The following is a 14,021-nucleotide window of genomic DNA, read 5'->3' on the forward strand; positions in this document are numbered from 1 at the left end:
CCAGGAGAGTTCATGTACTACCCCTTCGTTCGTAAAGCCCTTTTTCAGCTCGATCCAGAGCGCGCTCATGAATTAACATTTCAACAATTACGCCGTGTCACAGGTACACCGCTGGAAGCGCTTGTGCGCCAGAAAGTGCCAGCAAAGCCTGTTACCTGTATGGGGCTGACTTTTAAGAACCCGCTTGGTCTGGCCGCAGGTCTGGATAAAGATGGGGAGTGCATTGATGCGCTGGGCGCAATGGGGTTTGGCTCGATAGAGATAGGCACCGTGACGCCACGCCCTCAGCCTGGCAACGATAAACCCCGCCTTTTCCGCCTGGTCGATGCGGAAGGGTTGATCAACAGAATGGGCTTCAATAACCACGGTGTCGATAACCTGGTGGAGAACGTTAAAAAATCGCATTTTGACGGCATCCTGGGGATTAATATCGGTAAAAATAAAGATACGCCGGTAGAGCAAGGCAAAGATGACTATCTGATTTGTATGGAAAAAGTCTATGCTTATGCAGGTTATATCGCGATCAATATCTCTTCACCAAATACGCCAGGATTACGCACGCTGCAATACGGCGATGCGCTGGACGATTTATTGACGGCAATTAAAAATAAACAAAACGATCTGCAGGCGATCCATCAAAAATATGTGCCGGTGGCGGTAAAGATCGCGCCGGATCTTTCCGAAGAAGAACTGATCCAGGTTGCTGACAGTTTAGTCCGTCATAATATTGATGGTGTTATTGCCACCAATACAACGTTGGATCGTTCTTTGGTTCAGGGAATGAAAAACTGTGACCAAATGGGTGGTTTGAGTGGACGACCGCTGCAATTAAAAAGTACAGAAATTATTCGACGTCTGTCGCAGGAATTAAACGGGCAGTTACCGATTATTGGTGTCGGTGGTATTGACTCCGTGATAGCGGCGCGTGAAAAAATGGCGGCTGGCGCTTCACTGGTGCAAATTTATTCCGGCTTTATTTTTAAAGGTCCGCCGCTGATTAAAGAAATCGTTACCCATCTCTAACCTTTTCCCTTAATCGGACAACCAGGGCTTTATTTCCAGCCTTGGTTGTTTTATATTCCTTCACTGTTGCTTATTTATACATTTTAGTCTTTTCTTATTAAGGCAATTAACGAAGCGGCAATCAGGACAATGTTGCAACAGGATGTTAAGCCCAGGAGATAAACGAATGCGAATTAAACCTGACGATAACTGGCGCTGGTATTATGATGAAGAGCATGATCGAATGATGCTCGATCTGGCCAATGGCATGTTATTTCGCTCGCGTTTTGCTCGCAAAATGCTCACTCCTGATGCTTTTTCACCCGCCGGTTTTTGCGTAGAAGATGCCGCGCTTTATTTTTCCTTTGAAGAAAAATGCCGCGACCTTGAATTATCGAAAGAACAAAAAGCGGAGCTGGTGCTTAATGCGCTGGTGGCTATTCGCTACCTCAAACCCCAGATGCCAAAAAGCTGGCACTTTGTTGCGCATGGAGAAAACTGGTCACCCGTCTCCGGTGATGCGGCCTGCGTCTACTTAAGCGACACCGAAGAGCAGGTCAATTTACTGGTGGTGGAACCGGGTGAAAATGCTGCGCTTTGTCTGCTTGCTCAGCCTGGCGTGGTGGTCGCGGGACGCACGATGCAGCTGGGTGATGCGATAAAGATCATGAATGACAGACTGAAACCGCAAGCCATTATTGACAGTTTCAGCCTTGAGCAAGCCGTTTAACTTTCCAGTCTGAGCGCCGTTTTCGGTACACAACTACAGCAAAGAATCGTGCCATCCTCGCCTATCGCTGATTTTTTCAGCGGGCTGACTTCGCCCTCCAGCAACCGTACCCGGCAGCAACCGCAAATACCCGCCCGACACGAATAGGGAACCCGAATCCCCTGGTTTTCCAGCTGTTCTAACAACACCTGCTGGTTGTTGCCACGAAAAGTCTGTCCATGCCAGTCGATATTCACCGCAGCATCCGGGTGTTGTTCTGCGGTGACGGTATCGTCAGGTGCCGCGGCACCATATTTTTTTGCGGGCCCCGTAGCCAGTATTTCGACCTCATCACCTGTGCGAATCACCCCGCTGTTGCGGGCAATCAGATTCTGGCCGAAATCAACATCGCCATTATCCAGCGCCGTGCGAAAACGCTGTAATGTGGCTAACGGTTCGCCAGAAGGATGTTTTTGCCCTTTTTCCGGGCTGACGGTGGTGAAAATACAGCGGCTGCACGGCTTTGCAACGTCAAAAATAACGTCGCCAATGCGGATCACTTTCCAGGTGTCTTCTTCCCAGGCGGCGGCACCGCTCACCACCAGGTTAGGGCGAAACTGTTCCATTTTCACGCTGGCAGGGCAGCGCTGTTGTAAATCACGCAGAGAGGCTTCACTGGTCAGCAGGTAGGGAAAACCATCCGCGAAGGAGAGCGGTACGCCGCTGTGTTGTTTAACGCGTCGCGTCAGGTTTGGTCCGACCCACCGTAATTGCACTTCGCGGGAAAAGAAACCACTCAGCCACCGATTAACAGCATCGGGTGCGATGCGGGCGGTAAAATGGTTTCCCCAGACTTCAGTTGGGGCATCTTGTTCGGCAAAATCAGCAAACCGTACCAGCGCGCTGCTGCCGTCCGGGGCGGTAAGATGCAGCCCGTCGTGCAACGGGGAAGGGGTAAAGCGAACCATTTGCGGGAACTGGCGGGCAGTGATGAACGTGCCATCGGGGGTGGTTATCATAAAAATACGATCAAACGCCAGACCACTGGCGTCAGCCAGCGCGTGTGTCAGGCCAATGCCGCGCATTGATTTAACCGGATGAACAAAAAGTCTGGTTAACGTCACCACTGTACAGCCCTCAAATGAAAATAAGCCCTCAACTTTATGACATACAGCCCATATTAGCTATAATGCGCAGCAATTTTCCCCGAGTAAAAGTGACGATATGAATTCTCTGTTTGCCAGTACGGCCCGTGGGCTGGAAGAGCTGTTAAAAACTGAACTGGAAAACCTGGGCGCCGATGAGTGCCAGGTCGTTCAGGGTGGTGTCCATTTTAAGGGCGACACACGGCTTGTTTACCAGAGCCTGATGTGGAGCCGTCTGGCCTCTCGCATCATATTGCCGATGGGGGAATGCAAGGTCTATAGCGATCTGGACCTGTATCTCGGCGTTCAGGCAATCGACTGGACAGAGATTTTTAATCCTGGTGCCACGTTTGCCGTGCACTTCAGTGGCCTGAATGACACCATCCGTAACAGTCAGTACGGCGCAATGAAAGTGAAGGATGCCATTGTGGACGCCTTCACCCGCAAGAATCTGCCGCGCCCGAATGTGGATCGTGAATCCCCGGATTTACGTATTAATGTCTGGCTGAACAAAGACACCGCCAGTATCGCCCTTGATCTGAGCGGCGACGGTCTGCATCAGCGTGGCTATCGCGATCGCACCGGTCAGGCGCCAATTAAAGAAACGCTGGCGGCGGCGATTGTGATGCGTTCTGGCTGGCAGCCGGGCACGCCACTGCTCGACCCAATGTGCGGTTCGGGTACGCTGTTAATTGAAGCGGCAATGTGGGCGACCGATCGTGCCCCAGGCTTACACCGTGGATACTGGGGCTTCAGCGGTTGGGCGCAGCATGATGAGGCAGTCTGGCAGGAAGTAAAAGCGGAAGCGCAGGTTCGTGCCCGCAAAGGCCTGGCCGACTACAGCTCACGCTTTTATGGTTCAGACAGCGATGCGCGCGTGATTGAGCGTGCGCGCAGTAACGCCCGCCGCGCAGGCATTGGCGATCTCATCACTTTCGAAGTCAAAGACGTTGCACAGCTGAGCAATCCGCTGCCCGAAGGTCCGCACGGGACGGTTATCAGTAACCCGCCGTACGGTGAACGTCTGGACAGCGAGCCGGCGCTTATCGCGTTACATAGCCTGCTCGGCCGTAACATGAAAAACCAGTTCGGCGGCTGGAATTTGTCGTTGTTCAGCGCGTCTCCGGATTTGCTCAGCAGTCTGCAATTGCGCGCCGATAAACAATTCAAGGCCAAAAACGGTCCGCTGGATTGTGTGCAGAAAAACTACCACGTCGCAGAGACCACTTCTGAAAGCAAGCCTGCCACGGTGGCGGAAGATTACGCCAACCGACTGCGTAAAAATATTAAGAAGCTGGAGAAGTGGGCGCGTCAGGAAGGGATTGAATGCTATCGCCTTTATGATGCCGACCTCCCGGAATATAACGTGGCGGTTGACCGCTACGGTGAGTGGGTGGTTATCCAGGAATATGCGCCGCCGAAAACGGTAGATGCACAGAAAGCGCGCCAGCGTCTGTTTGATATCATCGCGGCGACCCTCTCCGTGCTGGAGATGGCTCCGAACAAGCTGGTGCTGAAAACGCGTGAGCGTCAGAAAGGGAAAAACCAGTACCAGAAGATGAACGAGAAGGGCGAGTTCATCGAAGTGAGCGAATACAACGCGCGTCTGTGGGTCAACCTGACCGATTATCTGGATACGGGCCTGTTCCTTGATCACCGAATTGCGCGCCGCATGCTGGGGCAAATGAGCAGTGGAAAAGATTTCCTTAACCTCTTCTCCTACACTGGCAGCGCCAGCGTACATGCTGGTTTGGGTGGCGCCCGCAGCACCACCACGGTAGATATGTCGCGTACCTATCTGGAGTGGGCGGAGCGCAACTTGCGACTGAATGGCCTGAGCGGTCGTGCGCATCGTTTAATCCAGGCGGATTGTTTGGGATGGTTGCGTGAGGCGAATGAGCAATTCGATCTTATTTTCATCGATCCACCGACGTTTTCTAACTCAAAACGTATGGAAGATTCGTTTGATGTGCAGCGCGATCATCTGGCGCTGATGAAGGATCTGAAACGTCTGCTGCGTAAGGGCGGCACCATCATGTTCTCCAACAACAAACGTGGATTCCGTATGGATCTCGACGGACTGGCGGCACTGGGACTGAAAGCACAAGAAATTACGCAGAAAACGCAATCCCAGGACTTTGCCCGTAACCGCCAGATCCACAACTGCTGGCTGATTACCTCAGCCTGAAAGGAAAAGTAAATGTCATTAATCAGTATGCATGGCGCATGGCTGTCGTTTAGCGATGCGCCGCTTCTTGATAATGCAGAATTGCATATCGAAGATAACGAACGCGTCTGTCTGGTGGGCCGTAACGGCGCCGGAAAGTCGACCCTGATGAAGATCCTCAACCGCGAACAAGGTCTGGATGACGGGCGCATTATTTATGAACAGGATCTGGTGGTTGCGCGTTTGCAACAGGATCCCCCGCGTAACGTTGCAGGCAGCGTGTATGATTTTGTCGCCGAGGGTATCGAGGAACAGGCGGAATACCTGAAACGGTATCACGATATTTCTCGCATCGTGATGACTGATCCCAGCGATAAGAACCTCAATGAAATGGCGCGGGTACAGGAACAACTCGATCACCATAACCTGTGGCAGCTCGAAAGCCGTATTAATGAAGTGTTGGCGCAATTAGGGCTTGATCCTAACGCAGCGCTTTCTTCCCTTTCGGGGGGATGGCTGCGTAAAGCTGCGCTGGGCAGAGCATTGGTGAGCAACCCGCGCGTATTGCTGCTGGACGAACCGACTAACCACCTGGACATTGAAGCTATCGACTGGCTGGAAGGATTCCTGAAATCCTTCAATGGCACGATCATTTTTATCTCTCACGACCGTTCGTTCATTCGTAATATGGCGACCCGTATTGTCGATCTGGATCGCGGGAAGCTGGTCTCTTATCCGGGCGATTACGATCAGTATCTGCTGGAGAAAGAAGAAGCGCTGCGGGTCGAAGATCTACAGAATGCGGAGTTTGATCGCAAACTGGCCCAGGAAGAGGTGTGGATCCGTCAGGGGATTAAGGCGCGTCGTACGCGTAACGAAGGTCGCGTCCGCGCACTGAAAGCTATGCGTCGTGAACGTGGCGAACGCCGCGAAGTCATGGGTACTGCGAAGATGCAGGTCGAAGAAGCGACGCGCTCGGGCAAAATCGTCTTCGAAATGGAAAACGTGGATTACCAGGTTGATGGCAAACAGCTGGTGAAAGATTTCTCCGCGCAGGTACAACGCAGCGACAAAATTGCGCTGATTGGGCCAAATGGCTGCGGTAAAACGACGTTGCTGAAACTGATGCTGGGCCAGCTTCAGGCTGACAGTGGCCGTATTCATGTCGGTACAAAGCTCGAAGTGGCCTATTTTGATCAGCATCGCGCCGAACTGGATCCCGATAAGACTGTGATGGACAACCTCGCGGAAGGCAAACAAGAGGTGATGGTTAACGGTAAATCACGCCATGTGCTGGGCTACCTACAGGACTTTTTGTTTCACCCTAAACGTGCCATGACGCCGGTTCGCGCATTGTCGGGTGGCGAGCGCAACCGTCTGCTGCTGGCGCGTTTATTCCTCAAACCCAGCAATCTTTTAATTCTTGATGAACCAACCAACGATCTCGACGTCGAAACCCTCGAGTTGCTGGAAGAAATGATTGACGGTTATCAGGGGACAGTCTTGCTGGTGAGCCACGATCGTCAGTTTGTGGACAACACCGTGACGGAATGTTGGATCTTCGAAGGTGACGGCAAAATTGGTCGCTATGTCGGCGGCTATCACGATGCGCGTGGACAACAGGTACAACATCTGGCGTTTAAACAGCCTGTTGTGAAAAAAAATGAGGAACCTGCTGCACTTAAAGCAGAAATTGTAAAACGAGCGAGTGGCAAACTAAGCTATAAACTACAGCGCGAACTGGAACAGCTACCCCAGCAGCTTGAAGAGCTGGAAGCTAAACTGGAAACGCTGCAGGCGCAAGTTGCTGACGCCGCCTTTTTTAGCCAGCCGCATGAGCATACACAAAAAGTTCTGGCTGACCTGAGTGAAGCGGAACAAGAACTTGAGCAAGCCTTTGAGCGCTGGGAGTATCTTGAAGCCTTGAAGAATGGCGCATAATTAAAGGAGCACATATGTGCGAACATCACCATGCTGCGAGGCATATATTATGCTCGCAATGTGACATGCTGGTGGCATTACCCCCGTTAGAGCATGGACAAAAAGCGGCATGCCCACGATGTGGCACAACATTAACAACCGAGTGGGACGCGCCAAGGCAGCGTCCCACCGCGTATGCAATAGTGGCTTTATTCATGCTGCTACTCTCCAACCTATTCCCTTTCGTGAGTATGAATGTGGCGGGGGTGAGCAGTGAAGTTTCGTTTCTGGAAATTCCGGGCGTTTTATTTTCTGAAGATTACGCCAGTCTCGGTACCTTCTTTTTATTATTCGTTCAGGTGGTGCCCGCCTTTTGCCTGATCACGATATTACTGCTCGTTAATCGTGTTGCCATGCCGGAAAAACTACAGGCCAGGCTGGCGCGCGTTTTGTTCCAGTTAAAATCCTGGGGCATGGCTGAAATATTTCTCGCCGGGATATTGGTGAGTTTTGTCAAACTGATGGCCTACGGCGATATTGGCGTAGGCAGCAGTTTCATTCCGTGGTGTCTGTTTTGTATTTTGCAGCTCCGTACGTTTCAGTGTGTGGATCGTCGCTGGCTGTGGGATGACATTGCGCCTGCGCCTGAAATTGCGCAGCCGTTAAAAGTGGGAACGCCGGGGATTCAACAAGGTTTACGTTCCTGTTCCTGCTGTACGGCGGTACTGCCTGCCGATGAGCTGGTGTGTCCACGCTGTAATACCAAAGGGCATGTGCGACGTAAAAACAGTCTGCAGTGGACGATGGCACTGTTGTTCACCTCGATCATGCTTTACCTTCCAGCCAATATCATGCCGATTATGATTACTGATTTGCTGGGTTCAAAATTGCCATCCACCATTATTGCTGGGGTGGTTTTACTGTGGAGAGAGGGATCTTATCCGGTTGCGGCTGTGATATTTATCGCCAGTATTATGGTGCCAACGTTAAAAATGATTGCGATTGCATGGTTATGCTGGGACGCAAAAGGGCATGGAAAGCGTGACAGCGAAAGAATGCATTTGATTTACGAAGTCGTGGAATTTGTCGGTCGTTGGTCAATGATCGATGTTTTTGTTATTGCCGTACTCTCTGCGCTGGTGCGCATGGGAGGGTTGATGAACATTTATCCTGCAATGGGTGCGTTGATGTTTGCTTTAGTCGTCATTATGACAATGTTTTCTGCGATGACGTTTGATCCTCGTCTGTCGTGGGACCGTAAACCAGAACCAGACCATGAGGAGTCCTGACAGCATGGAATCTAAAAGTGGGGAAGCCAAAGTGCAGAAGGTAAAGAACTGGTCTCCCGTGTGGATATTCCCCATCGTCACTGCGCTTATTGGGGCATGGGTTCTGTTTTACCACTACAGTCATCAGGGACCAGAAGTCACCCTGATTACCACCAATGCCGAAGGCATTGAGGGCGGTAAAACCACCATAAAAAGCCGTAGCGTCGACGTTGGTGTTGTCGAAAGCGCGACGCTAACCGATGACTTAACCCATGTAGAAATCAAAGCACGCCTCAATTCCGGCATGGAAAAGTTGCTGCATAAAGATTCTGTCTTCTGGGTGGTTAAGCCACAGGTAGGGCGTGAGGGGATCAGCGGCTTAGGTACGCTGCTGTCTGGCGCCTATATTGAACTGCAGCCGGGTAATAAAGGAAGCCAGCTCAATAAATACGATCTGCTGGACTCTCCGCCGCTGGCGCCACCGGATGCGAAAGGGATCCGCGTGATTCTGGACAGCAAAAAGGCCGGACAGCTGAGTCCGGGCGATCCGGTGCTGTTCCGCGGCTATCGTGTAGGCTCGGTTGAAACCAGCACGTTTGATCCGCAAAAGCGCAGCATTAGCTATCAGCTCTTTATCAATGCGCCGAACGATCGCCTGGTCACCAATAATGTGCGTTTCTGGAAAGACAGCGGCATTGCGGTCGATCTCACCTCTGCGGGAATGCGCGTAGAGATGGGCTCGCTGACCACCTTGTTTGGCGGCGGTGTCAGTTTTGACGTCCCGGAAGGGCTTGAGCAGGGGCAACCTGTCGCGGAAAAATCGGCGTTCGTCCTCTATGACGATCAGAAGAGTATTCAGGATTCGTTGTTTACCGACCATATCGACTATCTGGTGTTCTTTAAAGATTCGGTTCGTGGATTACAACCTGGCGCGCCGCTGGAATTCCGTGGTATTCGTCTGGGTACCGTCAGCAAAGTGCCGTTCTTTGTGCCAAATATGCGTCAGGTATTTAACAACGACTTCCGCATCCCGGTACTGATCCGTATCGAACCTGAGCGTCTGAAAGCGCAGTTAGGCGAAAATACGGATGTGGGCGCACATCTGCAGGAATTGCTGAACCGTGGCTTACGTGCATCGTTAAAAACGGGGAATCTGGTGACTGGTGCGCTGTATGTTGACCTCGATTTCTATCCGAAGGAACCCCCTATTAAGGGCATCCGTGAGTTTAGCGGCTATCAGATCATTCCGACCGTGAGTGGTGGTCTGGCGCAGATCCAACAACGTCTGATGGAAGCGCTGGATAAAATCAATAATCTGCCGTTGAATCCGATGATTGAGCAGGCGACCAATACGCTCACTGAAAGCCAGCGTACGATGAAGCACCTGCAAACCACGCTGGACAACATGAACAAGATTACGTCCAGTGAGTCGATGCAGCAGCTTCCAGCGGATATGCAAACTACGCTACGCGAACTGAACCGCAGTATGCAGGGCTTCCAGCCGGGTTCTGCCGCGTATAACAAGATGGTGGCGGATATGCAGCGTCTTGATCAGGTACTCCGCGAACTGCAGCCGGTTCTGAAAACGCTCAACGATAAGAGCAATGCGCTGGTGTTTGAAGCGAAGGACAAGAAAGATCCAGAGCCGAAGAGGGCGAAACAATGAAAAAGTGGCTAGTGGTGATGATGTCGGTCTGGCTGACGGCATGCAGCTCCGGTGGAGAAAGTAAAAGCTATTACCAACTGCCTATTGCGCAGGGGGGCGTGCAGAGTACCGCGAATCAGGGAAACCGTCTGCTGTGGGTGGAACAGGTTTCAGTACCTGATTACCTGGCAGGGAATGGCGTGGTCTATCAGACCAGCGATGTGAAGTACGTGATTGCGAATAACAACCTCTGGGCCAGCCCGCTGGACCAGCAGTTGCGCAATACGCTGGTGGCCAGTCTGAATACCCAGCTTCCGGGTTGGGTTGTCGCCTCTCAGCCGCTGGGAAGCACTCAGGACACGCTAAACGTCACGGTGACCGGATTCCACGGTCGCTATGATGGCAAGGTTATCGTGAGTGGTGAGTGGCTTCTGAACCATCAGGGGCAACTGATTAAGCGTCCATTCCATCTGGAGGCGACGCAGCAGCAGGATGGCTATGATGAGATGGTCAAAGTGCTGGCAACGGCATGGAGCCAGGAGGCCGCGTCTATCGCTCAGGAGATAAAACGCCTTCCTTAAAGTTTAAAAAATTGTAAATTAAACCGCCTCAGATTAACCCCTGAGGCGGTTTTTTTTCATTATTATTCCGGGAAAATAGCTGTCCTGGCTCACATTTCTTGTACAAATGAATTATTGGGTAGCTCACAAATATGACACTGGCGTGAATTTTGCGCATTGACGGAACCAATGTTTCGCGGTATTCGTTTTAGTGTGATTGCACACTTCGTAATCACTGTTTTCTTTTCCACCAGATAAAAGATGAGGGAAACGAGGCATGAAGAGACAAAAACGAGATCGCCTGGATCGGGCACATCAACGTGGATATCAGGCCGGCATCGCCGGACGCTCAAAAGAAATGTGTCCCTATCAGACGCTGAATCAGAGGTCATACTGGCTGGGAGGCTGGCGAGAAGCCATGGCGGACAGGGCAGTTTTGGCCTGATTCTGTCTCTTTAGAAAAAAGAAACCTCCGCATTGCGGAGGTTTCGCCTTTTATCACTCAGTCAGCAAAAGTGGCTGGCTGTAAAAGTGCAGGATTAGAACGCGGAAGTGTCCTGGAACAGGCCCACTTTCAGGTCATTGGCGGTGTAGATCAGACGGCCATCGACCAGAACTTCACCATCAGCCAGACCCATGATCAGGCGACGGTTAACGATGCGCTTGAAGTGGATACGGTAAGTGACTTTTTTCGCGGTCGGCAGAACCTGGCCGGTAAATTTCACTTCGCCTACGCCCAGGGCGCGGCCTTTACCTTCACCGCCCAACCAGCCGAGATAGAATCCAACCAGCTGCCACATTGCGTCCAGACCTAAACAGCCCGGCATGACCGGATCGCCGATAAAGTGACACCCGAAGAACCAAAGATCCGGGTTAATATCCAGCTCAGCTTCGACATAACCTTTGTCAAAGTTGCCACCGGTTTCAGTCATCTTGACGACACGGTCCATCATCAACATGCTTGGTGCTGGCAGTTGTGGGCCTTTAGCGCCAAACAGTTCACCGCGACCAGAGGCAAGAAGGTCTTCTTTTGTATAGGATTCGCGTTTATCTACCATGTTCTCTGTAAGCCTTATTTTATTGAAGCACGCAGGATAGCTAACACGTGTACGCTGAACAAGTCCGATCAGTTCGGAACAAACCAATTCAGCCAACGCAGCGGCCAGGGGAAACGGTGACGACCTTCCAGTTGCGTTGCTGCTGCAATACGCTCCTGGATAGTTTGCATCAGCGTTGTCTGACCTTCACCGTCCCACACCAGATTTAACAGAAGCGGCAGGGCGTCTGTCACGTCATCCACCGCCCAGATACTGAATTTCTCTTCTTCAACGGCCTGTAGCAGCGCAGGTTGCAGACTAAGATGTCTGACGTTGGCCGCTGGAATAATCACGCCTTGCTTGCCTGATAATTCTCGCTGCTGACAAATAGTAAAGAAGCCTTCAATCTTCTCGTTTAAACCGCCTACCGGTTGTGCACGACCGAATTGATCGACAGAACCGGTAATCGCGATACTTTGATTAACAGGAACATCAGCCAGAGCACTGATCAACGCGCATAATTCAGCCATTGATGCGCTGTCGCCATCGACTTCGCTGTAGGACTGTTCAAAGGTCAGCGAGGCGGAAAACGGGATCTGCTGCTCAAGCTGCAGCTCAGACATCAGGAAAGCCTGCATAATCATCATTCCCTTGGCATGGATATTCCCGCCAAGTTCCGCTTTTCGCTCAATGTCAGTGAATTCCCCATCGCCAATATGCACCACGCAGCTAATACGTGACGGTTCGCCAAATGCGCGAGGGTGACCAGGAAACTCAATCACCGAGAGCGCATTGATTTGACCAATGCGTTCGCCTTCGGTTTCGATCAGGATCTGTTCCTGGAGGATTTCATCCTGCATCCGTTCGGCAAGGAAACCCTCGCGCCATTCACGCTGGGCGAGCATCAGACGAAGTTGTTCTGCGTTGCAGGTCTCCCCCTCACACAGCGGGGCGACGTCTTTGAACTGACGAGCAATCCATAGCGGGCAGAGTGGCAAGGTGTCCTGCTCGCCAGTATAGCGTACCGCTTCACGAATCAGGACCTGCCACGCATCAGGGCCGGGGTAAGGCAGATTATTGCTTCTGGCGACCTGGGTCACCCACTGGCACCACTGCGTCATGGATTCTTCATCCACGATCTGCAGGTTGTCTTCAAATTCGCTATAGATAGCCTGCTCTGCGAGTTCCGGCTCCATTTCCTGGAAATCCGCTAACGACTCGCGGTCACCCACCAGTACCACTTTCATTTTAAGCGGCATAGAGGGCACGGAAACAGGCAGAGGGCGAGACTCATCGAATGCGACCCAGTCAAAGCTTTCGCGGCTCACGATGGCTTTCAGGCGCATCCATAACAGGGGCTGGGCCAGCAGCGTGCGCAGAGAAATAACCAGAATGCCGCCATTAGCCTGATGTACCAGGCCGGGTTGCAGGGTGATTTCTCCGTTAAACTGACGCAGGCAGCCAAACAGTTGTTCGGCTTCAACCCAGTCGGCACTGACCACCTGAGTTAACGTCGCAAAATTGTCTTCTGCTTTTTCTGCTTCGCGAAAACGAATGTGATGACCTGAAATCTCGTAATGACCGCCGGTCAACTTACCGTCGTCGGTGTGCAGCGTTCGGACTGCATCGGCCAGGAGGTTGATATACTCAAGCTCTTGCGGGGCCTTTGCCAGCATAAAAGATGACGACGCACGTGGCTGGAGAAGTTGCTCCAGACCAAACTGCAATCGCGGTTGAGTATCACTGAGTAAGGTGTCGTTTTCGTCAGTAAAGTGTGGCTGTGCAAATATCTCCTGATAACTGTCGGTATCAGGAACCAGATCACGCCATGCAAGTTTCGTAATGGTCAAAGTTGAGGTTTTTTAGTCTGTTGTGAAAAACGCGATTATACCGTAACCGGCAACACTGCACACGTGGAAAGCGAACGGAAACACGCAGTATGACGCGCGACAGTTCACAGGCTGGATATTCTTTTCTTCAGATGCTTAAAAAGCTGATATTCTGATAAGAGTTACACGGTAACATTGAGATCGCAATGAAATATCAACAACTTGAAAATCTTGAAAGCGGCTGGAAGTGGAAGTATCTGGTGAAAAAGCACCGCGAAGGGGAGTTGATTACCCGTTACGTGGAGGCCAGCGCAGCCAAAGAGGCCGTCGATTTGTTGCTAACCCTCGAGAATGAGCCGGTTCGGGTCAATACCTGGATTGACGAGCATATGAACCCTGCGCTGCTAAATCGGATGAAACAGACGATACGGGCACGACGCAAACGACACTTTAATGCTGAGCATCAGCATACGCGTAAGAAATCGATCGATTTAGAATTTATCGTCTGGCAACGCCTGGCTGGACTTGCGCAGCGCCGTGGCAAAACGCTTTCAGAAACGATAGTGCAATTGATTGAGGATGCGGAACATAAAGAGAAGTACGCCAGTCAGATGTCTACGCTGAAGCAGGATCTGCAGGCCTTATTGGGTAAAGAATAGCGTATGGCTCTGCCAGCATGTTCTGAGTACACAGTGGCATGGCAAAAAAAAACCCCGCAAGCGGGGTTTTTTATTAGACG

The 14,021-nt window shown here is 51.6% G+C and carries 12 protein-coding genes; 9 read left to right on the top strand and 3 right to left on the bottom strand.

The annotated features are described in order from the left end of the window. Positions 1-12 precede the first annotated feature (12 nt). Positions 13-1,023 (top strand): quinone-dependent dihydroorotate dehydrogenase, encoded by a 1,011-nt coding sequence (gene pyrD / locus AC07NP_RS02850; protein WP_192611792.1) that lies wholly within the window; start codon positions 13-15, stop codon positions 1,021-1,023. Positions 1,024-1,189: 166 nt separating this feature from the next. Beyond that, positions 1,190-1,732 carry a cell division protein ZapC gene (gene zapC, locus AC07NP_RS02855; protein WP_203358256.1) on the top strand — a complete coding sequence of 181 codons (543 nt, stop codon included), beginning with the start codon at positions 1,190-1,192 and terminating at the stop codon, positions 1,730-1,732. On the opposite strand, the gene AC07NP_RS02860 is transcribed toward zapC, so the two are convergent. Beyond that, positions 1,729-2,838 carry a YcbX family protein gene (locus AC07NP_RS02860; protein ID WP_494659512.1) on the bottom strand — a complete coding sequence of 370 codons (1,110 nt, stop codon included), beginning with the start codon at positions 2,836-2,838 and terminating at the stop codon, positions 1,729-1,731. The genes zapC and AC07NP_RS02860 overlap by 4 nt on opposite strands. A 97-nt stretch (positions 2,839-2,935) precedes the next feature. Between AC07NP_RS02860 and rlmKL the strand changes: the two genes are divergently transcribed. From rlmKL to rmf, 6 genes are all read left to right on the top strand, one after another. Then, a complete protein-coding gene (gene rlmKL / locus AC07NP_RS02865) occupies positions 2,936-5,044 on the top strand; it encodes a bifunctional 23S rRNA (guanine(2069)-N(7))-methyltransferase RlmK/23S rRNA (guanine(2445)-N(2))-methyltransferase RlmL (protein ID WP_494659513.1) in 2,109 nt (702 codons plus the stop codon). A gap of 12 nt (positions 5,045-5,056) precedes the next feature. Continuing rightward, positions 5,057-6,964, top strand: a complete 1,908-nt coding sequence (locus AC07NP_RS02870; RefSeq protein ID WP_203358253.1) for an ABC transporter ATP-binding protein — start codon at positions 5,057-5,059, stop codon at positions 6,962-6,964. Positions 6,965-6,978: 14 nt separating this feature from the next. Further along, positions 6,979-8,232 carry a membrane integrity-associated transporter subunit PqiA gene (gene pqiA, locus AC07NP_RS02875; RefSeq protein ID WP_494659514.1) on the top strand — a complete coding sequence of 418 codons (1,254 nt, stop codon included), beginning with the start codon at positions 6,979-6,981 and terminating at the stop codon, positions 8,230-8,232. Positions 8,233-8,236: 4 nt separating this feature from the next. After that, positions 8,237-9,877: an intermembrane transport protein PqiB gene (gene pqiB / locus AC07NP_RS02880; protein WP_203358251.1), complete on the top strand. Its 1,641-nt coding sequence runs from the start codon at positions 8,237-8,239 to the stop codon at positions 9,875-9,877. Next, on the top strand, positions 9,874-10,437 hold the full coding sequence (gene pqiC, locus AC07NP_RS02885) for a membrane integrity-associated transporter subunit PqiC (protein ID WP_192611799.1): 564 nt from the start codon (positions 9,874-9,876) through the stop codon (positions 10,435-10,437). Before pqiB ends, pqiC begins: the two co-directional genes overlap by 4 nt. Before the next feature lie 256 nt (positions 10,438-10,693). Beyond that, positions 10,694-10,861, top strand: coding sequence for a ribosome modulation factor (gene rmf, locus AC07NP_RS02890; protein ID WP_192611800.1), 168 nt, complete (start codon positions 10,694-10,696; stop codon positions 10,859-10,861). 94 nt (positions 10,862-10,955) lie between these two features. Here rmf and fabA read toward each other — a convergent pair whose 3' ends face one another. Both fabA and AC07NP_RS02900 read right to left on the bottom strand, forming a co-directional pair. Then, the gene (gene fabA, locus AC07NP_RS02895) at positions 10,956-11,474 is read right to left on the bottom strand and encodes a bifunctional 3-hydroxydecanoyl-ACP dehydratase/trans-2-decenoyl-ACP isomerase (protein ID WP_010429339.1); all 519 of its coding nucleotides are present in this window, start codon (positions 11,472-11,474) and stop codon (positions 10,956-10,958) included. 68 nt (positions 11,475-11,542) lie between these two features. Further along, positions 11,543-13,303 (bottom strand): AAA family ATPase, encoded by a 1,761-nt coding sequence (locus AC07NP_RS02900; protein ID WP_494659515.1) that lies wholly within the window; start codon positions 13,301-13,303, stop codon positions 11,543-11,545. A 185-nt stretch (positions 13,304-13,488) separates the two neighbouring features. Between AC07NP_RS02900 and matP the strand changes: the two genes are divergently transcribed. Continuing rightward, positions 13,489-13,941: a macrodomain Ter protein MatP gene (gene matP, locus AC07NP_RS02905; RefSeq protein ID WP_203358249.1), complete on the top strand. Its 453-nt coding sequence runs from the start codon at positions 13,489-13,491 to the stop codon at positions 13,939-13,941. The last annotated feature ends 80 nt before the right edge of the window (positions 13,942-14,021 follow it).

Source organism: Citrobacter sp. GW821-FHT07H02 (assembly GCF_059418505.1).

Bases quoted from the DNA above. Each gene is read 5' to 3' on its own strand.
- pyrD (WP_192611792.1), top strand. From the start codon at position 13: ATGTACTACCCCTTCGTTCGTAAAGCCCTTTTTCAGCTCGATCCAGAG.
- zapC (WP_203358256.1), top strand. From the start codon at position 1,190: ATGCGAATTAAACCTGACGATAACTGGCGCTGGTATTATGATGAAGAG.
- rlmKL (WP_494659513.1), top strand. From the start codon at position 2,936: ATGAATTCTCTGTTTGCCAGTACGGCCCGTGGGCTGGAAGAGCTGTTA.
- AC07NP_RS02870 (WP_203358253.1), top strand. From the start codon at position 5,057: ATGTCATTAATCAGTATGCATGGCGCATGGCTGTCGTTTAGCGATGCG.
- pqiA (WP_494659514.1), top strand. From the start codon at position 6,979: ATGTGCGAACATCACCATGCTGCGAGGCATATATTATGCTCGCAATGT.
- pqiB (WP_203358251.1), top strand. From the start codon at position 8,237: ATGGAATCTAAAAGTGGGGAAGCCAAAGTGCAGAAGGTAAAGAACTGG.
- pqiC (WP_192611799.1), top strand. From the start codon at position 9,874: ATGAAAAAGTGGCTAGTGGTGATGATGTCGGTCTGGCTGACGGCATGC.
- rmf (WP_192611800.1), top strand. From the start codon at position 10,694: ATGAAGAGACAAAAACGAGATCGCCTGGATCGGGCACATCAACGTGGA.
- fabA (WP_010429339.1), bottom strand. From the start codon at position 11,474: ATGGTAGATAAACGCGAATCCTATACAAAAGAAGACCTTCTTGCCTCT.
- matP (WP_203358249.1), top strand. From the start codon at position 13,489: ATGAAATATCAACAACTTGAAAATCTTGAAAGCGGCTGGAAGTGGAAG.